Below are 17,389 nucleotides of genomic sequence, written 5' to 3'. Positions count from 1 at the left end.
CGGCCCGGACATCGCCGCGCACTGCCACCCCTCCTCCTACGACGAGGCCGCCGCGGTGCTCACCGTGCAGTGCGACTCCACCGCCTGGGCGACCCCGGCAGCATCACCCCGACGAACAGCCTCGGACGCTCCCGGGGCGGTCCGCCCTCCGAGAGCCGAACAAACAGTGCCGGAACGGCTGAACCCGCACTCTGACGACGACCTCCCTGCTGGCTCGCCCGCCATGACTTTCACCACGGGATGCGAAGATCTCGGTGCTCAGTTCGTGAAGGGCTACTACGCCCACTTCGACGAGGGCGGCGAGTCCCGCGCAGGCGTGGCCGGTTGTACTCGGAGGACGCGCTGCTCACCTTCGAAGGCCAGCAGGTCCAGGGGCGACAGGCCATCGAGGCGAAGCTTCGGGACCTCTCCTTCACCACGACTTCTCGTGTCCTGAGCAACGTCGACAGCCAGCCGCTGTCCGACGGGGGCGTGCTCACCGTTGTCGTCGGCAGGCTCGGATTCGACGACTCGGCCGTCGACTTCACCGAGACCTTCGTACAGACGCTCACCGGCAACCACCTCTCCCTCAGCCACCACGTCTTCCGGCTGGTCGTCACGACCGTCAGCTGAAAGCCCGCGACGGATACCCGGTCGGCGGGGCCGACCACCGGCACGCCTCGAAGGGCTGTTTCCGAGCGCCATCGGCCCCGGCCTCACAGGGGGCTGGGCCGGGGGAACGCCAGGACGAGACGCCGTGGCGGAGCTTTCTCGCCCGCCTGGCGGAGGTGGCTCTGGAGCCGAGCCGCACCTGGGCGCGGACGGCCGTTGCCGCCCGCTGCCCCCGGCCGTCACGCCGCGACTGCGGGCGGACCGCCCGCAGTTGGAGCCCGTGGGGGAGAAGACCCGCCTCCCGCGAATCGAACCGGGCCCCGGCCCCGCACAGGAGCGGGGGAGGGCCCGGCCGGAGGGGTCCGTAAGGGCGTGCGGCCCGCAGCCATGGACGGCGGAGCGGGAAGTCGGCGGGGCCGACTTCTCACGCGAGGCGTTCGGGGGCGGCTGTGAGGTGCCGGCCGTCGTGGGAGCGGACGCGGGCGGGGCCGGGGTGCAGGGCGTCGAGGACGCGGACGGCGTAGACCTCGGCCATGCGGTCGGCGACCTCGTCGGGGGTCAGCCAGGCGATGGCTGGTGGACTCGGGGGAGAGCCGTTCGGCGCCGCCGGCGGGGTGGCAGCGGAAGACCAGAGCGACGACGCCACGGGCCATGTTCTTGTAGACGCCCGTGAGTTGGTCGACGCCGACCTCGATGCCGGTCTCCTCTCGGATCTCGCGGCACAGGCCCTCCTCGACGGTCTCGGCGAGTTCGAGGACGCCGCCCGGCGGCTCCCAGGTGCCGTTGTCGGCCCGCCGGATCGCCAGCACGCGCCCGTCCTCGCGGACGACCACTCCCGCGACGGACACGGAGTGGAGCGCTGCGGGGGAGGAATCGGCGGCGAAGTTCCCGCAGCCGTTCCGGCCGCCGCTGTTCATGGTGGTGCCTTTCTGGTTGAGCGGTGGAGCAGGAAGTCGGCGGGGCGACTCTGCTGGCAAAGTCGAGGGCTGGTTCTGTGGTATTGCGACAGGTTTGTCTCACGATATGAGACCACAGGATGGGTGCTTCCATCTGTTTTGTCACGAAGTGCTCGCTACGACATACCCGGCAAATCGACTTTGCCAGCAGAGTCGCGGGGCCGACTTCCTATGCGCGGGCCGGGTCGGTGGGGATGGTGTTGCCCCGGGACCAGAGTTCCTCGATGTGCTCGGCGAAGCGGTCGAACATGCCGTTCTCCTCGCTGCGTCGCAGGTGCATCAGAGGGGAGTCGTGGCCGACGGTGCGGGCCAGGTGCGGGGTGACCAGGGCGTGTTCGTCGAAGCGGAAGACGGACAGGCCGATGTGGTTCGGGCCGTCCTCCGGGGAGCTGAAGCGCGCCTCGACGCCCTGGCTGCCGGAGAGCTTGGCCAGGTGCTCCAGCGTGACCCGGATCCGGGTGGACACGGTGAGGGCCACGTCCTCGATCTGCTCCCGCCGGCGCGTCGTCCCGGACTCGGGATCGCCGAGGAGGAAGCGGATGCGGCAGCCGCTCTCGGCCTTGCGCCGCAGGGTCTGGAGGAGGGCGGGCTGCTCCAGCCAGACGAAGTAGTTGGTGTACCCGGCGAGGAAGACCTCGGACCGCGCCTCGGCGATCAGCTGCGCCCAGACCGACTGAGGGCAGGCCGACCGGTGCGGATAGACGGCGAACACCTCCCGGTCGTGCCCGGTCTTGACGTTCGCCCGGACGCTGTTGGGCCAGATCACTCGTTCATCAACCCCTAAAGCCGCGCAGACATCGGTACGGTTCCGCTGATGCGGCACCAGCGCCGCATCGGAGAGCCAGCGTTCCACTGTCTTAGGTGTAACACCGACCCGGGCGGCGAGTTGCCGGGGGGACAGGCGGGCTGTCGCCATACCTTGCTGAAGCGCAGTGTTCAAGGGGCATCCAGAGACGTTTTGGCTTTCTTGGACCGTAGCGCCGAGACGTGGCAGGTGTCCTGGAGACGGGGCGGCTATGAGCCGTCCGGGTGTCGATGATTTCCGCACAGACCGCGTGTAAGGAGTCGTACCCATGGAATCGAGTGCGATCAGGGCACTGTCCGGCGAGTTGGAGAAGGGTGATGGGCACCACGCTGGTGCCCTCACCAGCCTTCACGGCTACGGCGTCCGCTGGGACACCGCCTCCGACCGTTACCGGGTCCGCAACGAGATCACCGGCGAGTGGCTGCGCCGGCCCGGCGGCGAACCCGCCGCCTTCGTCTTCTTCGGGGACGCCTACAGCGCCTGGAAGGCCTTCGAGGTCCACAAGCGGCCGGGGGAGAGGTGAGATGTTCTCCACCCTCTCCCGTGCCACTGCTGAGCAGGGCCTGCGCTACGAGTGCCTCGCCTTCGCCGACAGAAGACCTGGCCCGCCTCTGCCGGCGGGCCGGCTTCTCCCCCGTGCTTCTCTCCGCCCTGAGAAAGTGACATCCCCGTGCACGACCCCCGACTGCTCGCCAAGCCCCCCGTCTGCCGGCTCGGCTGCCTCGTCCTCGTCCGCAACCAGCGCGGCGACGTCCTGCTCGTCGACCCGGACTACATGGACGGCATGATCCTGCCGGGCGGCTCCGCGAAGCCCAACGAGCCCCCGAATCTGGCCGCGGCCCGTCACCTCCATGCCGAGACCGGCCTGATCGCCCGTCTCACCCACGTCCTCGCGGTCGACTTCGCCCCGGCCGACCGTCACCTGGAGCGCCTCACCCTCGTCTACGACGGCGGCACCGTCCCCGACGGCACCCAGGTCACCGTCCCGGCGCGGCGCCAGAGCGGGCTGCTCGGCGCCCGCTTCGTCCCCGCCCGCAACCTGCCGGACTTCATGGCCCCTTCCCAGGCCACCCGCGCCGCCGAGGCCCTCGCCGGCCGCTCCCTGCCGGCCCTCCTCCACGGCCAACGGGCGACCTGACAACGGAAGATGGGGCCCGCCCGGCAGGTGGCTGCCGGGCGGGCCTTCCTGAACGTCGCCTACCAGCTGGACTTGATGTCGAACGCCCACTCCCAGGCGCCGAGTTCGACGCCGTCGTCATCGGTGAAGGTGCCCTTGGCGGTGTAGGAGCCCCGGGAGAGGAGGCCGGACGGCACCTCCTCCCAGCCGTGCCTCGGGACGGTGACCTCGTGGGGCCGGTCCTGTGGGCCGAAGGAGCCCAGCATCTGCTGGTCCTTCTGGACCCTGAGCCCCTTCCGGAAGGTCTGGCTCAGGTACCGGACGCCCGAGACGAGTTCGCCGGAGACCCGGAACGTCAGCCTCACCCGGTAGTTGGCGCCCTCCTTGAGGGTGAGCGGCGTGGCGGAGGCCTGCTTCCTGGCCTCCTCGGTGGACAGGTCCAGGACCACGGAGTCGCGGCCCTCGAACTCGAACGTGCCCTGGAGGAGGGTGAGGCGGGGGTCCGGCTGGGTGGTGCTATCGCTCGTCATGATCCCGTTCCTCGCTCGTCTTGGTGCGATCAGGCTTCCGGGACGGTGGCGTTCGGGAGCACGGCTCGGCGCGAAGTGGCCGAAACCAAATGTGATCTTCACTCCTGAGAGTAGGAGATAGCCAAGGCATCCAGGCTGAATCGCAGACGGGGGCAAGGATGGCAGGCGGGCTGTCAATGAACTGCTTGCGTTGACGGTGAGTCAGATGTCAGCCTTGGCTGCCTGAATGCCGGTACGTGAAGGGGTGGGATGGCGACCTGGCAGGCGGGCCTGTGGGGGCTGCTTGGGTCGGGGCTGATCGAGGGCTGGGACCTCTATGCCGCGATCCACGCCGCGAGAGGCTTCCCGTGGAAGCGTCGCGACCGGCTGAAGCTGCTGCCGTACCTGGTGGCGGTGGCGATCCGGCTCGGTGTGGGCGCCGCGCTGGCAGCGGTGTACGCGGCCTCCGGGCAGATCGCGGGCGCCATCGGTGCGGTGACGGTCGGCATTGCGGCTCCGAAGATCCTGGAGCAGCTCGCCAGGCGCGCACCGGCGGCGGTGGAAGTGCCCGGTACCCGCTCGACTGGGAGGTCCACCGGGACGCAGCCTCGCACGGGCCCGGCGGAGGCGGCTCTGGAGGAAGGGGCCGTCGATGCCCACTGACTCCTTCGCCCGCCGGGTCCTGCGCTACCTCGCCCGCACCGAACCGCCTTTCGGCCCAGCCGGGTTGATGCCGGAGCGCTCGGGCTTCCTCGCGGCACTGCGGGCGGCGCTGGCGTTCCAACTGTTCCAGAGCGTCGAGCCGGAGGACGGTTCGACGGGCTCCGGCCTGCGTAAGACGCCCCGGCGCGGGGCCGATCTGCTCCGTACCGATCTCCGTGGGGCTGACCTTCGTGGGTCTGATCTTCGTGGGGCCGTCCTGGCCGGGGCTTCCTTGCGCAGCGCCAACCTTCGTGGTGCCGACCTTCGCGGCGTTAGCCTGGCCGGCGCCGATCTGCGCACTGCCAATCTGAGCGATGCGAACCTGGCCGGAGCCGATCTGGCCCGGGCCGACCTGCGCGACGCGAACCTGTCTCACGCGGACCTGAGGGGCGCAGTCCTGTGCGATGCGACGCTCGTCGGTGTCAATCTGTCCCGTGCCGATCTGCGCGACGCAGACCTGAGGGGTGCCGACCTGGAGTTCAGCAACCTGATCGAGGTGCGGTGGTCTCTGGCGACCGGCTGGCCTGCGGACAGGTACCCAGTAATCCGGGGCCGGTCCATCGAGGTGGAGCCCGAGGTGTTCGAGATCCAGGCCGACGACGCACGAGACCGGGAGGGCGCGCCCACCCCGGTTCCGGCCTGATCATGCCTCCGGCCCGGCGCGGAGTCCCGCGCCGGGCCGGAGGCGTGTCCGCCGCCCGCTGCGGCTACTTCGGGGTGTACCAGCTGAACTCGAGGATGGTGTCGTTGTAATCGGCGTCGTCGCCGTTCTCGGCGACGAGCACCATCAGGTTGTAGGCGCCGATCTCGTACGGGCCACCGGAGTTGAGCCTGCTCGGCTTGAAGACGCCGTTGCCATCGCTGAACTCGAAGACGGCGGTGAGGCCTGCCTGCCCGGTGATGGTCTGCTGGCCGATGACGGCGTTGTGCTCGCCGGTCCCGCTGAACGCCAGGTCGACGACGCCATCCTTGCTGGTGAGCTGCACCTTCTGGACGTTGGACGAGTTGGTCTTGGCCTCGACGGCGACCTTGGCGCCGGCGGGCAGGCTGATCTCGGCGGTGTTGCCCTTGACGAAGACGTAGGCGTCGGACATGGGATTCCTTCGTTCCGGAGGGAGTTCTCGTGGTGATCACCGCTCACGCTAGCCGCGCCGCGATCGATTCCAAGGAACTCCGTTCCGGAATAACACTTTCGAGGGAACGATCTTGACATCGGGCGCCAAGTGCCAACCCCCGCAAGGAAGGTGGGGTTCTCTGGGGGTCCCTCTCGGGGGCAACCCGGATGTCGGCCCGGGCCGCCAGGCCCGACACTCGGTCCATGCGCATCACACGGGCCGGTTGGGCCGTCATGACGGTGCTCGCCACCCTCATCGCCGTGATCTCCGCCAAGTACTTCAGCTTCGACCCCGCGGGGTTCTTCGAGCAGCAGCGCGCCACCTACCTGAGCCATGAAGTCCCGCTCTACATCCACATCTTCGGCGCGATCACCGCACTCGCGGTCGGGCCCTGGCAGTTCTCCGCCCGCCTGCGCGAGCGCCGGCCGCGCCTGCACCGCCGGATCGGCGTCGTCTACCTGCTCGGCTGCCTGGTCGGCGGGGTGGGCGCGCTGCTGCTGGCGCCCGTCGCGTACGGGGGAGCGGTCGCGAGGCTCGGCTTCGTCGGCCTGGCCGTGGCCTGGCTGGTGACCGGCAACGCCGGGCTGCGGGCGATCCTCGACGGCCGGGTGGCCGACCACCGCCACTGGATGATCCGCAGCTTCGCGCTCACCTTCGCCGCCGTCACGCTGCGCCTGATGCTGGTCGCCGCGACCGCCGCGCACCTGGACTTCCGCACCTCCTACACCGCCATCGCCTGGCTGTGCTGGGTGCCCAACCTGCTGCTCGCCTGCTGGTTCACCCGCCCCCGCCGCGCCGTCGCGGAGGTGGTGACAGGTCAGTAGGGGTGCTTGTCGGGCCTGGCCCTCCACGCGTCGTACGCGGGCTTGCCGAGTTCGGGGCAGAACTGCACCATGCGGATGCTCCGCTCCTCGATGGGCTTCTTGAAGTCGTCGTACTGGTACTCGTCGCTGAACCCGATCTCCGCGGTCTCCGCCAGGTTCCGGCTGAAGTAGACGGCCTCGCACCGGGACCAGTAGATGGCGCTCATGCACATCGGGCACGGCTGGCCGCTGGTGTAGATCTCGCAGCCCTTGAGCATCCGGGCCCGGAGCGGCTCCTTGTCCGACGGCTCGCTCGGGATGAGTTCCAGCGTGCTCTCCCGCTCGGCGACGGTGGGCTTCCCGGTGTCGGGGACCGGGGTGTCGGGCGCAGGGGAGCCGGCGGCGGGGGAGTCGGAGCAGGCGGCGACCAGGCGGATCCCGGCGCCGAGCGCGAGGCGGCGCGGGGCGTCGCACCGGCCGATGAAGCGTGCCGCGGCGATGAAGTGCCGGAACGTGCCGAGGTGACGGTTGCCCGTGTTCCCCCCGTGGACGGCTTCCTTGATCGAACCGGGGGATTCCGGCCCCGGCTAGCCCGGTCGGGCAGCGGTGTTCCCCCGCCCGGGTAGCCGGTACGGCGGGCCTCCGCGCCGGAGCCGGGGGTTCGGGTACGGATCGGGCTCGACGCGGGGAACGGCCCCGCGTCGACGCACCCCGAGCCGCAACCCTCAGGAGCCCCCGTGGCCCGTATGAAGCCCCTCGTCCTGACCGCCCTCGCCGTCGCCGTCACCGGTGTCCTGGCCACGGGCACCGTGGCCGCCGTCGCCGACGGCAAGCCCAGCCACAAGCCCGTCGGAGAGCCCGTCGGCGAGCCGGCGGGCAAGCCCGTGGGCAAGCCCAACGTCAAGCCGACCGTCGTCGTCCCGCACGGCCCGGCCGCCGTCAGCCCCGCACTGATGGCCGCGCACGACCAGGTCGTCGGCGACTGGATCGACGTGGCCCCCGGGGACAACGGGGTCGCCATCGTCAGCTGTCCGTCCGGGGAGGTGCCCACCGGCGGCGGCGGCCAGACCAGCGCCTTCCGGATCTTCGTCACCGACTCCTACGCGACCGACAACTCCTGGGTCGTGCGCGGCACCAACACCGGCACCGGGACCGAGTCCATCCGCGCGACCGCCGTCTGCACCGCGCTCTGACCCTCCGGCCGGCCCTCCGGCCGCACCCGTACGACGAACGGCCCGGGCCCGGGCGGTGGTTGCCAGGGCCCGGGCCGCTGCGTCGCCCGGCTACTTCGGCGCCGGCAGCAGCCCCAGGCCCGAGACCGGCCCGAGGTGGGCGAGCTTGTCGGGGTTGGACACGGCGTGGACGGACCGCACCGCGCCGTCGGCGTCGATGTCCAGCTCGATGACGCCGGCCACACGCTGCTCCGCGTCGTACACCACCGCGCCCGGGCGGCCGTTGACCCGGGCCGGGACGAGGCGCGCGCCCAGGCGGCGGACCCGGCGCAGGCCGCCGACGAGCAGCTGGGCGACGCGGCGCGGGTCGGTGAGGGAGTGGGCGAGTGCGCGGGCCTTGCCGCCGCCGTCGCCCTGGAACACCACGTCGGGGGCGAGCATGCCGAGCAGGGCGTCCAGGTCGCCGCCCTCGGCGACCTCGAAGAAGCGGCGGGCCAGCTCCTCGCCCTCCGCGCGGCGGGCCGGGGCCGGGGCGACGGCCTCGTCCTCGCGCGCCGCGGGCGCCAGGCGCTTCCTGGCGCGGGCGAGGATCTGACGGCAGTTCGCCTCGCTCTTCCCCACCATCTCCGCGACCTCCGGGTAGCCGTACCCGAAGGCCTCGCGCAGCGTGAACACCGCGCGCTCGACCGGCGAGAGGGCCTCCATCAGCACCAGGAACGCCATCGACAGGGTGTCCGCCAGCTCGGCGTGCTCGGCCGGGCCGGGCCGCTCGGCGGTGGTGACGACGGGCTCGGGCAGCCACTGGCCGACGTAGGCCTCGCGGCGCACCCGGGCGGAGGTGAGGTGGTTGATGCCCAGGCGGGTGACGGCCGTGGTCAGGTACGCCTTGGGGTCGGCGATCGCGGTGCCGGCCCGGTCGGCGCGGGTGAAGCCGAGGAAGGCGTCCTGGACGAGGTCCTCGGCGTCGCCGACCGAACCCGTCATCCCGTACGCGATGGAGAACAGCAGCGGACGGTACCCGGCCGCACCTTCCGCACCTGCCGTACCCGTCATGTGGACCCCCCGCCTGCCCCGCGACCGTGGCCAGCAGGCTATCCGAGGCCCGCCGGATCCCACCGGCGGGTGGTGTGGCGCAGGTCACGGAGCCCGGGCGGCAGGGGGATGTCACAGAACGGCGGGCCGTCCTGTCTCAAGGGGCAGCAACGGAACAGCGACCGAGGAGCACGCCATGGAACCCCGCCTCAACCCCTTCGCCAGCCCCGTCATCGGCAAGGTCCTCAAGCACCTCATCGCGGCCAACAAGCCCATCGCCGAGTCGGCCCTGCCGTACACCGTCCAGGAGTTGGTGCGGCTGCGCGCCAGCCAGATCAACGGCTGCGGCGCCTGCATCGACATGCACTTCAAGGAGGCCGTGCACGCCGGAGAGGACCCGGTGCGCCTCAACCTGGTCGCCGCCTGGCGCGAGGCCACCGTCTTCACCGAGGCCGAGCGCGCCGCGCTGGAACTCGCCGAGCAGGGCACCCGGCTCGCCGACGCGGCCGGCGGGGTGAGCGACGAGGCGTGGGCGAACGCCGCCAAGCACTACGACGAGGAGCAGCTCGCGGCGCTGGTCTGCGTGATCGCGCTGATCAACGCCTTCAACCGGGCCAACGTGATGATCCGCCAGCCCGGCGGCGGCTACGAGGTCGGCATGTACCACCACTGACCGGCGCGGCTCCGGGCCCGGCCTTTCCCCAACCGGCCCGCCGGGTACGGCCGGTGGGGAGGCCGGGGCCCGGGCGGTGCGCCGCCCGCCCGGGGCGGCGCACCCGTCGCGTTCCACCCGATGGACCGTCAGTACGGACTGTTACGATCTTGGTCCGGGTGAACCGCCCGTTCCGGGAACCGAGGGAGACGTCCATGTCCGAGGAATCGACGCGCCGGATCGTCGTGCTGCGCCACTCCAAGGCCGAGCACCCCGACGTGGACGACCACGAGCGCCCGCTCGCCGAGCGGGGCCGCGAGGACGCGCCGGCGGCCGGACGCTGGATCGCCGGCGCCGGCATCACCCCCGACCTCGCGCTGGTCTCCACCGCCGTGCGGACCCGTGAGACCTGGAGGCTCGCGGCCGCCGAGCTCCCGGTGGTGCCGAAGACCGTCGCCGAGGAGCGCGTGTACGAGGCGAGCCTCGGGGAGCTGATCGCGCTCCTCAACGAGCAGTCCGACGAGGTGCGGGACCTGGTCCTGGTCGGCCACAACCCCGGCGTCCACGCGCTGGCCGACGCCCTGGCGGGCGAGGCCGAGGGGGACCTGCTGGCGCGGATGAACCGCTCCGGCTTCCCGACCTCGGCCATCGCGGTCCTGGAGTTCCAGGGCAGCTGGAAGGCCGTCGAGCACGGCGTCGGCCGGCTCACCGCCTTCTGGGCGCCGCACGCCTGAGACCCGTACCGCCAAACGCCCGAACACGGCTTGGCCGCCCGGCAGTTCACCGGGCGGCCCCGCCGCGTTCGGGCCGTCGTGCGGGGCGGCCGGGGTCAGCGGCGCGGCCCGGCGACGTGGTCGCTCAGCCGGATGACGGTGACCTCCACCTGGCCGTGCCCGTCCTCCCAGCCCGCGACCGGGTCGCAGCCCTCGTCGTCCAGGCCGAAGGCCGTGGTGTCGGCGGACACGGGCATCAGGCCCGTCTCCCCGTCGGTGCAGAAGTAGCCGAGGTGGGTGCGCAGTTCGGGGTTCCCGATCACGGAAAGCTCCTCCTCCCACTCCTCCTCGGGCTCCGCCGTGAAGGGCATCAGCTCCCCGGGGGTGCGGCCGGTGGCGAAGGCCGTGCACAGGGCGTCCAGGAGGGTGCCGTCGGAGACGAGCAGGGGAGCATAGACCTCCCAGGTACCGGCCAGGGCCGGGTCGGTGAGGTCGACGCCGTACCGTTCCAGCAGCGGGGCGAGGTCGGCGCCCCGCAGCAGTCCGGGGCTGAAGCAGGCGGCCTCGACGGCGGCGGCGAAGCCCTCGGGGAGATGCGCCCCGGCGTCGGACGGCCGGAACTCGAAGACCGAGCGGCTCGGGTCGAAGACCGGCGTCCCCTCGGCCTCGTCGAACAGGTGGAGCCGGGAGACGAACGGCTCCTCGCCGCGCAGCGCCGCCGGGCGCACCCAGGCGTGCTCGCGCCGGAAGCCGGTCTCGTACAGCAGGTTGCCGGTGACGCAGGCGGCGTAGACCGCGTCGGGGTCGTACTCCGCGAGGGGGCGGCCGAGCAAGGCGGCGAAGGCGTCGGCGAGTTGGCGGTCCCAGTCGGCATCCGCGGGCGCGGTGGGGTGGTAGGTCATGGCGGCACGGTAGCGGCGCCCGCCGACAGCGGCCGGGCCGGGTCCGGGGTGCGGGCCACGGCCGCGCCTACAGCAGCAGCGCCGCCACCTCCGCCGGTGTCCAGTGTCCGGCGGCGCCCGGGCGGGTGGCGAGGTAGCCGGCCGTGCGCCAGGGGCCCCAGCCGTGGGACTCGGCCAGGCCCGCCGCCAGGGTGCGCAGGTAGGGCGGGGTGGGGGCGTTGAGCTCGGCGCCGGCCACGCCCCGGGCGGCGGTGAAGGTCAGCAGCGGGTGGCCGTCCGACTCGCCGACGTGCAGCAGGGTTTCGTAGCGGCCCGGGCCCAGTTCGGCGCGCCCGGCGGCGAGCACCGGGGCGAGGTCGAGGTCGGTGCCGGGGGAGCGGCGCATCTCCTGGGCGGCGATGTCGCTGAACTGACCGACCGTCACCAGGTAGGCCCGGCAGGGGACTTCGCCGGGAAGGGCCGGGTCGTAGAAGGCCGAGCCGCCGCCCCAGGTGAGCGAGTGGTCGGCGAAGTAGAGCACGCCCGGCAGTACGGTGGCCACCGCCCGGCGCGGCGGGCGCGGGTCGCGGCTGCCGGGGTGGGCCTGCGCCCCGCCGTCGGGGCGGCCGCCGCGCAGGTAGCGGGCGAGGCGGGCGGCGTGCAGGTTCGAGCCGTACGCCACGTACCAGACGAGCACCTCCCCGCCGCTCTCCGTACCGCTCTCCCCGCCGCCCTGCCCGTCACGGTCCGGGTTCCGGTCCCGGCCTTGCCCAGCCGAATCCCAGTCGGGCGCGCCGCTGCCCAGCCCGCTCACAGGAAGGAGCCGCGGTGTGGGCTGCGAAAGACTCCCACAGGAATATGTGAAAACCGTGAACACGCCAGTGATCCGACCAGAACCCCCCGATTCGGCAGCGGCCCCTTCACTACTGGTAGCGAATCGGTCGCCATGGTGTTCATCACTCTTCTCGCTCCCGTCGCACCGCTCCGGTATTCGGCGATTACTCTTCACCAGCGAAAACGATCGGAAACCAGCGAAATAGCATTCGATTCATACCGTTGCTGCCCTCGCGTGGCATCGATGATGAGAATTTTCTTTGATCGATTCCTCACTGCATCCAGCCGACTCCCAGCGGAGTCATGGTGAGTGGGCGCACCCAGCAGGTGACAAAGGCGTCACCCCGCGTGATACCCGTACGCGCCCCCAGGACCCCGGAGCCAAGGAACCCATCCATGGACGCACGCCACGAAACGGCCGGCCCCGGCACGCTGCACCGCCCGAACCCGGGCCCCGTGGCGGGCTGGCCGGCGGCCCAGCCCGCCCACCCCCGCAGCCTGCTCGACATCATCGCCGCCACCGCGCAGGCGCACCCCGGCGCGCCCGCGCTCGACACCGGCGACACCGTCCTCGACTACCGAGCCCTGCTGCACGAGGTCGAGACCCTCGCCGGGCAGCTGGCCGGCCACGGCATCGGCCGCGGCGACCGCGTCGGGGTCCGCGTCCCCTCCGGCACCGCCGACCTCTACATCGCGATCCTCGCCGTCATGCGCTGCGGCGCCGCCTACGTGCCCGTCGACGCCGACGACCCCGACGAGCGCGCCGAGATGATCTGGCAGGACGCCGCCGTCTGCGCCGTCCTCGGCCCCGGCCGCGCCCTGCACGCCCCCACCGACGCCCGCCCCTCGGGCCGTCCGGCCTGGCCCGCCCCGGCCGACGACGCGTGGATCATCTTCACCTCCGGCACCACCGGCCGCCCCAAGGGCGTCGCCGTCACCCACCGCAGCGCCGCCGCCTTCGTCGACGCCGAGGCCCGCCTCTTCCTCCCGCAGCAGCCGCTCGCCCCCGGCGACCGCGTCCTGGCCGGCCTGTCCGTCGCCTTCGACGCCTCCTGCGAGGAGATGTGGCTCGCCTGGCGCCACGGCGCCTGCCTGGTGCCCGCCCCCCGCTCCCTCGTCAAGGCCGGCACCGACCTCGGCCCCTGGCTCGTGAACCGGCGCATCACCGCCGTCTCCACCGTCCCCACCCTGCTCGCCCTGTGGCCGCAGGAGTGCCTGGACGCCGTCCGCCTGATCATCGTCGGCGGCGAGGCCTGCCCCGCCGAACTCGTCGACCGCCTCGCCACCGGCGGCCGCGAGTTCTGGAACACCTACGGCCCCACCGAGACCACCGTCGTCGCCACCGCCGCCCGCATGCTCCCCGGCCAGCCGGTGCGCATCGGCGCCCCCCTCGACGGCTGGGAGATCGCCGTCGTCGACCAGGCCGGCCACCCCGTCCCCTGGTACGAGACCGGCGAACTGCTCATCACCGGCGTCGGCACCGCCCGCTACCTCGACCCCGCCAAGGACGCCGAGAAGTTCAGCGCCCACCCCGCCCTCGCCTCGCCCCGCGTCTACCGCAGCGGCGACCTCGTGCGCAACGAACCCGAAGGCCTGATCTTCCTCGGCCGCGCCGACGACCAGGTCAAACTCGGCGGCCGCCGCATCGAGCTCGGCGAGATCGACGCCGCCCTCCAGGCCCTGCCCGACGTGCGCGCCGCCGCCGCTGCCGTCCGCAGGACCCCCGCCGGCGCCGACCTGCTCGTCGGCTACCTCGTCGCCCGGCCCGGCACCACCCCCGACCTCGCCACCGCCCGCCGCCGGCTGCTGGAGCGCCTGCCCGCCCCGCTGGTGCCCGTCCTCGCCCTCGTCGACTCCCTGCCCACCCGCACCTCCGGCAAGGTCGACCGCAACGCCCTGCCCTGGCCGCTCGCCACCACCGGCACCGCCCCCGCCGCCCGGGCCCTGGACGGCACCGCCGGCCGGCTCGCCGCCCACTGGGAGCGCCTGCTCGGCACCGCCCCCGGCCCCGACGACGACTTCTTCGCCCTCGGCGGCTCCAGCCTCACCGCCGCCCGCCTCGTCTCCGAACTGCGCACCCGGCACAACGGCGTCTCCGTCGCCGACCTGTACGCCCACCCCGTCCTCGCCGACCTCGCCGCCCACCTCGACACCCTCACCCCGGCCGCCGCCCCCGAGGAGACCGTCCTCGACGACGCCGCCTCCTCCGCCGTCCGCGGCCGCACCGTGCGCCGCACCCCCCGCAGCGCCGGCCTGTGGCAGACCCTCCTGCTCCTCGGCATGTTCTCCCTCGCCGGACTGCGCTGGATCCTCCTCCTGATGGCCCTCGACAACCTCACCGGCAGCCACCTCGCCTGGGCCCCCCACAGCTCCTGGTGGCCCGTCGGCGCCGGCCTGCTCCTCCTCTACAGCGCCCCCGGCCGCACCCTGCTCGCCGCCGCCGGCGCCCGCCTGCTCACCGCCCGCATCCGCCCCGGCAGCCACCCCCGCGGCGGCCACGTCCACCTGCGCCTGTGGGCCGCCGAACGCTACACCGCCATGTTCGGCACCGCCGCCCTCGCCGGCACCCCCTGGGCCCCCCGCTACGCCCGCGCCCTGGGCTGCCGCGTCGGCCCCGGCGTCCAGCTCCACACCCTGCCCCCCGTCACCGGCCTCGCCCGCATCGGCGCCCACGCCTCCGTCGAACCCGAAGCCGACCTCGCCGGCTGGTGGCTCGACGGCGACACCCTCCACCTCGGCCGCATCGACATCGGCGACGGCGCCCGCATCGGCCACCGCGCCACCCTCATGCCCGGCGCCCGCATCGGCGCCGGCGCCGAGATCGCCCCCGGCTCCTGCGTCACCGCCACCACCGCCGTCCCGCCCGGCGAACACTGGACCGGCTCCCCGGCCCGCCCCGACACCACCGCCCCCGCCGACTGGCCCACCGCCCCCGCCCCCGCCCCGCGCGGCTGGAACCTCGCCTACGGCGCCGCCTTCGCCCTCTTCGGCCTCGTCCCGATCCTCGCCGCGCTGCCCGCCCTGGCCATCGTCTACCCGATGATCGACAGCGACGCCACCCTGCTCGGCGCCCTCGTCCAGCTCCTGCCCGCCACCATCCCGCTGGCCGCCCTCACCGTCGTCTGCTACGCCACCCTCATAGCACTCCTCGTGCGCCTGCTGTCCCTCCCGCTGCGCCCCGGCCACCACCCCGCCACCGGCCGCGTCGCCTTCTGCGCCTGGGCCGTCAGCCGCCTCAGCGACACCGCCCGGCGCACCCTCTTCCCCTTCTACGCCAGCCTCTTCACCCCGGTGTGGCTGCGCCTGCTCGGCGCCCGCGTCGGACGGCGCGTCGAAGCCTCCACCGTGCTCGCCCTGCCCGGCCTGATGCGCGTCGACGACGGCGCCTTCCTCGCCGACGACACCCTCGTCGCCCCGTACGAGCTGCGCGGCGGCTGGCTCCGCCTCGGCCCCGCCCACGTCGGACGCCGCTCCTTCGTCGGCAACTCCGGCATCGTCGGCCCCGGCCGCCACCTGCCCGACAACTCCCTCGTCGGCGTCCTGTCCGACACCCCCGCCCACGCCCCCGAAGGCTCCTCCTGGCTCGGCCGCCCCGCCTTCGCGCTGCCCCGCGTCGCCGACACCGGCGCCGACGCCCGCACCTACAACCCGCCCCGGCGCCTGATGTGGGCGCGCGCCGGCGTCGAACTCTGCCGGCTGCTGCCGATCGTCCTCGCCGCCCTGCTCGGCGACCTCGTCCTCGCCACCCTGCAGGAACTGCGCGACGACTACGGCCTGGCCGTCGCCCTCGGCACCGCCGGACTCGTGCTCACCGCCGCCGCCGTCGTCGCCTGCGCCGTCACCACCGCCGCCAAGTGGCTGCTCGTCGGACGCTTCCGCGTCGCCGAACACCCCCTGTGGTCCTCCTTCGTGTGGCGCAACGAGCTCTACGACACCTTCGTCGAGGAACTCGCCATGCCCTTCGGCGGCCACACCATCACCGGCACCCCCTACCTGAACGTGTGGCTGCGCAGCCTCGGCGCCCGCATCGGCCGCGGCGTGTGGTGCGAGACCCACTGGCTGCCCGAGACCGACCTGGTCACCGTCGAGGCCGGCGCCAGCGTCAACCGCGGCACCGTCCTGCAGACCCACCTCTTCCACGACCGCGTCATGCGGCTGGGCCCCGTCCACCTCGCCGCCGGCTCCACCACCGGCCCGCACTCCATCGTGCTGCTCAACGCCTCCCTCGGGGCCGGCAGCACCGTCGGCCCGGCCTCCCTGGTCATGCGCGGCGAGAACGTCCCCGGCGGCGGCCGCTGGCTCGGCAACCCCGTCGCCGCCTGGGACGCCGACCCCACCCCGCCCGCCGGCCGGCGCCGCCACCGGGCCACCGCCGGAGTGTGACGCGAATCACATCGGCAGGGCGATGAGTTCGCGGTGCGGTCACGGTCTACCTCCGTGACCGCACCGCTTCTTCTTTCCCGCCCTCCCGAGAGGAACCGCCCATGACCGCCGCCCCCGCCGCGAAGACCGCTGCGAAGACTGCTGCGAAGACCGCCGTGAAGACCGCGGAGACCGCCGCGAAGGCCCCCGCCGTAAAGGGCCCCGCCTCCTATTTCCCCTCCATCGAGAAGAAGTACGGCCGCCCGGTCGAGGAGTGGAAGGACCTCATTCGCGCCTCCCCGCTCGCCAAGCACATGGAGCTCGTCGCCTGGCTCAAGACCGAGCACAACATCGGCCACGGCCACGCGAACGCCCTCGTCGCCCACACCCTTGCCGAAAAGTCCTCCCGAGAGGGCCACTTGATGCGATCATCGACGGCATGAAGGTACTCGTGATCGGAGCCTCCGGCACACTCGGCAGCGCTGTCGCCACCGCCCTGGAGAAGGAGCACCAGGTCGTACGGGCCTCGCGCAGCGGCCCGGTGACGGTCGACCTGGAGGACTCCGACTCCCTGGACGCGCTCTTCGCCGGCCTGCCCGACCTCGACGCGGTCGTCTGCTGCGCCGTGTCGGGCCCGATGGTCGACTTCGCCACGGCGACCGACGAGGAGTTCCTCGCCGGGCTGCAGGGCAAGCTGCTGGGCCAGATCGCCCTGGCCCGGCGCGCCCAGCACCACCTGCGCGACGGCGGCTCCATCACCCTCACCGGCGGCACGTTCACCACCCCGATGGTCGGTGGATCGCTGGGCGCCGTCATCAACACCGGGCTGGAGGGCTTCGTCCGCAACGCCGCCGCCGAACTGCCCCGCGACCTGCGGATCAACCTCGTCAGCCCCGGCTGGATCGCCGAGACGCTGCAGCTCCTCGGCCGGGACCCGGCCCCGGGCATCCTCGCCGTCGACGCCGCCCGCTCCTACGTCACCGCCGTGGAAGGCCGGACGAACGGGGAGACCCTGCTCCCCTGAACCGCCGAGCCCGCGCACAGGAAGTCGGCCCGGCCGACTTCCCGTGCACGGCGCCCCGGAACGCCAGCGCCCCCGGATCGGCGGGGGTCACGGGCGCCGGGCCACGAAGACGAACTCCCGC

General features: G+C 72.8%; 19 protein-coding genes and 2 pseudogenes. 13 read left to right on the top strand and 8 right to left on the bottom strand.

From position 1 onward, the window contains the following. Nucleotides 1–94: pseudogene (locus tag ACWDCZ_RS33675) on the top strand (DciA family protein); the annotation flags it as partial. Between the two features lie 230 nt (nt 95–324). After that, nucleotides 325–612, top strand: coding sequence for a ketosteroid isomerase family protein (locus ACWDCZ_RS33670; RefSeq protein WP_449817829.1), 288 nt, complete (start codon nt 325–327; stop codon nt 610–612). A gap of 403 nt (nt 613–1,015) precedes the next feature. On the opposite strand, the pseudogene ACWDCZ_RS33665 reads toward ACWDCZ_RS33670, so the two are convergent. Next, nucleotides 1,016–1,508: pseudogene (locus ACWDCZ_RS33665) on the bottom strand (NUDIX hydrolase). Between the two features lie 208 nt (nt 1,509–1,716). After that, nucleotides 1,717–2,313: a DUF5919 domain-containing protein gene (locus ACWDCZ_RS33660; protein ID WP_310593047.1), complete on the bottom strand. Its 597-nt coding sequence runs from the start codon at nt 2,311–2,313 to the stop codon at nt 1,717–1,719. A 307-nt stretch (nt 2,314–2,620) separates the two neighbouring features. On the opposite strand from ACWDCZ_RS33660, the gene ACWDCZ_RS33655 reads away from it, so the two are divergent. Together ACWDCZ_RS33655 and ACWDCZ_RS33650 are read left to right on the top strand one after the other, a co-directional pair. Further along, on the top strand, nt 2,621–2,875 hold the full coding sequence (locus tag ACWDCZ_RS33655) for a hypothetical protein (protein ID WP_449817828.1): 255 nt from the start codon (nt 2,621–2,623) through the stop codon (nt 2,873–2,875). Between the two features lie 147 nt (nt 2,876–3,022). Then, nucleotides 3,023–3,490: an NUDIX domain-containing protein gene (locus tag ACWDCZ_RS33650; protein ID WP_449817827.1), complete on the top strand. Its 468-nt coding sequence runs from the start codon at nt 3,023–3,025 to the stop codon at nt 3,488–3,490. A gap of 59 nt (nt 3,491–3,549) precedes the next feature. On the opposite strand, the gene ACWDCZ_RS33645 is transcribed toward ACWDCZ_RS33650, so the two are convergent. After that, complete coding sequence (locus tag ACWDCZ_RS33645; protein ID WP_117485247.1) at nt 3,550–3,999, bottom strand: rho GDP-dissociation inhibitor; 450 nt, start codon at nt 3,997–3,999, stop codon at nt 3,550–3,552. 249 nt (nt 4,000–4,248) lie between these two features. On the opposite strand from ACWDCZ_RS33645, the gene ACWDCZ_RS33640 reads away from it, so the two are divergent. Further along, a complete protein-coding gene (locus ACWDCZ_RS33640; RefSeq protein ID WP_117485245.1) occupies nt 4,249–4,641 on the top strand; it encodes a hypothetical protein in 393 nt (130 codons plus the stop codon). Continuing rightward, a complete protein-coding gene (locus ACWDCZ_RS33635; RefSeq protein ID WP_117485243.1) occupies nt 4,631–5,323 on the top strand; it encodes a pentapeptide repeat-containing protein in 693 nt (230 codons plus the stop codon). Before ACWDCZ_RS33640 ends, ACWDCZ_RS33635 begins: the two co-directional genes overlap by 11 nt. Before the next feature lie 64 nt (nt 5,324–5,387). On the opposite strand, the gene ACWDCZ_RS33630 is transcribed toward ACWDCZ_RS33635, so the two are convergent. Further along, nucleotides 5,388–5,774: a fucose-binding lectin II gene (locus tag ACWDCZ_RS33630; protein ID WP_449817826.1), complete on the bottom strand. Its 387-nt coding sequence runs from the start codon at nt 5,772–5,774 to the stop codon at nt 5,388–5,390. A 224-nt stretch (nt 5,775–5,998) separates the two neighbouring features. Between ACWDCZ_RS33630 and ACWDCZ_RS33625 the strand changes: the two genes are divergently transcribed. Continuing rightward, nucleotides 5,999–6,619: a DUF2306 domain-containing protein gene (locus ACWDCZ_RS33625; protein ID WP_449817825.1), complete on the top strand. Its 621-nt coding sequence runs from the start codon at nt 5,999–6,001 to the stop codon at nt 6,617–6,619. On the opposite strand, the gene ACWDCZ_RS33620 is transcribed toward ACWDCZ_RS33625, so the two are convergent. Beyond that, nucleotides 6,613–6,876 (bottom strand): tRNA-specific adenosine deaminase, encoded by a 264-nt coding sequence (locus ACWDCZ_RS33620; RefSeq protein ID WP_053112026.1) that lies wholly within the window; start codon nt 6,874–6,876, stop codon nt 6,613–6,615. The two genes, ACWDCZ_RS33625 and ACWDCZ_RS33620, sit on opposite strands and share 7 nt — an antisense overlap. Before the next feature lie 459 nt (nt 6,877–7,335). On the opposite strand from ACWDCZ_RS33620, the gene ACWDCZ_RS33615 reads away from it, so the two are divergent. Beyond that, the gene (locus tag ACWDCZ_RS33615) at nt 7,336–7,791 is read left to right on the top strand and encodes a hypothetical protein (protein WP_143204473.1); all 456 of its coding nucleotides are present in this window, start codon (nt 7,336–7,338) and stop codon (nt 7,789–7,791) included. 90 nt (nt 7,792–7,881) lie between these two features. Here the strand turns inward: ACWDCZ_RS33615 and sigJ are convergent, their stop codons facing one another. After that, nucleotides 7,882–8,823: an RNA polymerase sigma factor SigJ gene (gene sigJ, locus ACWDCZ_RS33610; RefSeq protein ID WP_449817824.1), complete on the bottom strand. Its 942-nt coding sequence runs from the start codon at nt 8,821–8,823 to the stop codon at nt 7,882–7,884. A gap of 175 nt (nt 8,824–8,998) precedes the next feature. On the opposite strand from sigJ, the gene ACWDCZ_RS33605 reads away from it, so the two are divergent. Both ACWDCZ_RS33605 and ACWDCZ_RS33600 read left to right on the top strand, forming a co-directional pair. Beyond that, nucleotides 8,999–9,475 carry a carboxymuconolactone decarboxylase family protein gene (locus ACWDCZ_RS33605; protein ID WP_074001102.1) on the top strand — a complete coding sequence of 159 codons (477 nt, stop codon included), beginning with the start codon at nt 8,999–9,001 and terminating at the stop codon, nt 9,473–9,475. A gap of 194 nt (nt 9,476–9,669) precedes the next feature. Continuing rightward, on the top strand, nt 9,670–10,188 hold the full coding sequence (locus ACWDCZ_RS33600; RefSeq protein WP_074001101.1) for a SixA phosphatase family protein: 519 nt from the start codon (nt 9,670–9,672) through the stop codon (nt 10,186–10,188). Nucleotides 10,189–10,283: 95 nt separating this feature from the next. On the opposite strand, the gene ACWDCZ_RS33595 is transcribed toward ACWDCZ_RS33600, so the two are convergent. Together ACWDCZ_RS33595 and ACWDCZ_RS33590 are read right to left on the bottom strand one after the other, a co-directional pair. Continuing rightward, complete coding sequence (locus ACWDCZ_RS33595; protein WP_449817823.1) at nt 10,284–11,069, bottom strand: hypothetical protein; 786 nt, start codon at nt 11,067–11,069, stop codon at nt 10,284–10,286. 67 nt (nt 11,070–11,136) lie between these two features. Next, on the bottom strand, nt 11,137–11,745 hold the full coding sequence (locus tag ACWDCZ_RS33590) for a histone deacetylase (protein WP_449817822.1): 609 nt from the start codon (nt 11,743–11,745) through the stop codon (nt 11,137–11,139). 533 nt (nt 11,746–12,278) lie between these two features. On the opposite strand from ACWDCZ_RS33590, the gene ACWDCZ_RS33585 reads away from it, so the two are divergent. From ACWDCZ_RS33585 to ACWDCZ_RS33575, 3 genes are all read left to right on the top strand, one after another. Next, the gene (locus ACWDCZ_RS33585) at nt 12,279–16,265 is read left to right on the top strand and encodes a Pls/PosA family non-ribosomal peptide synthetase (RefSeq protein ID WP_449817821.1); all 3,987 of its coding nucleotides are present in this window, start codon (nt 12,279–12,281) and stop codon (nt 16,263–16,265) included. A gap of 155 nt (nt 16,266–16,420) precedes the next feature. Next, entirely contained in the window at nt 16,421–16,687 is a 267-nt protein-coding gene (locus tag ACWDCZ_RS33580; RefSeq protein ID WP_449817830.1) for a DUF4287 domain-containing protein, read from the top strand. Beyond that, on the top strand, nt 16,684–17,268 hold the full coding sequence (locus ACWDCZ_RS33575; protein WP_049658590.1) for a short chain dehydrogenase: 585 nt from the start codon (nt 16,684–16,686) through the stop codon (nt 17,266–17,268). The genes ACWDCZ_RS33580 and ACWDCZ_RS33575 overlap by 4 nt, the downstream gene beginning before the upstream one ends. Nucleotides 17,269–17,389 lie beyond the last annotated feature (121 nt).

The organism is Kitasatospora sp. NPDC001225, from assembly GCF_053597855.1.
Note: the sequence above shows the minus strand (reverse complement) of the source record. Positions and strands in the feature narration are given on the sequence as shown.

What these genes read in the sequence shown, in the direction of transcription:
- ACWDCZ_RS33655 (WP_449817828.1), top strand. Translation starts at nt 2,621, where the DNA reads ATGGAATCGAGTGCGATCAGGGCACTGTCCGGCGAGTTGGAGAAGGGT.
- ACWDCZ_RS33645 (WP_117485247.1), bottom strand. Translation starts at nt 3,999, where the DNA reads ATGACGAGCGATAGCACCACCCAGCCGGACCCCCGCCTCACCCTCCTC.
- ACWDCZ_RS33640 (WP_117485245.1), top strand. Translation starts at nt 4,249, where the DNA reads ATGGCGACCTGGCAGGCGGGCCTGTGGGGGCTGCTTGGGTCGGGGCTG.
- ACWDCZ_RS33635 (WP_117485243.1), top strand. Translation starts at nt 4,631, where the DNA reads ATGCCCACTGACTCCTTCGCCCGCCGGGTCCTGCGCTACCTCGCCCGC.
- ACWDCZ_RS33630 (WP_449817826.1), bottom strand. Translation starts at nt 5,774, where the DNA reads ATGTCCGACGCCTACGTCTTCGTCAAGGGCAACACCGCCGAGATCAGC.
- ACWDCZ_RS33625 (WP_449817825.1), top strand. Translation starts at nt 5,999, where the DNA reads ATGCGCATCACACGGGCCGGTTGGGCCGTCATGACGGTGCTCGCCACC.
- ACWDCZ_RS33620 (WP_053112026.1), bottom strand. Translation starts at nt 6,876, where the DNA reads ATGCTCAAGGGCTGCGAGATCTACACCAGCGGCCAGCCGTGCCCGATG.
- sigJ (WP_449817824.1), bottom strand. Translation starts at nt 8,823, where the DNA reads ATGACGGGTACGGCAGGTGCGGAAGGTGCGGCCGGGTACCGTCCGCTG.
- ACWDCZ_RS33605 (WP_074001102.1), top strand. Translation starts at nt 8,999, where the DNA reads ATGGAACCCCGCCTCAACCCCTTCGCCAGCCCCGTCATCGGCAAGGTC.
- ACWDCZ_RS33600 (WP_074001101.1), top strand. Translation starts at nt 9,670, where the DNA reads ATGTCCGAGGAATCGACGCGCCGGATCGTCGTGCTGCGCCACTCCAAG.
- ACWDCZ_RS33595 (WP_449817823.1), bottom strand. Translation starts at nt 11,069, where the DNA reads ATGACCTACCACCCCACCGCGCCCGCGGATGCCGACTGGGACCGCCAA.
- ACWDCZ_RS33585 (WP_449817821.1), top strand. Translation starts at nt 12,279, where the DNA reads ATGGACGCACGCCACGAAACGGCCGGCCCCGGCACGCTGCACCGCCCG.
- ACWDCZ_RS33575 (WP_049658590.1), top strand. Translation starts at nt 16,684, where the DNA reads ATGAAGGTACTCGTGATCGGAGCCTCCGGCACACTCGGCAGCGCTGTC.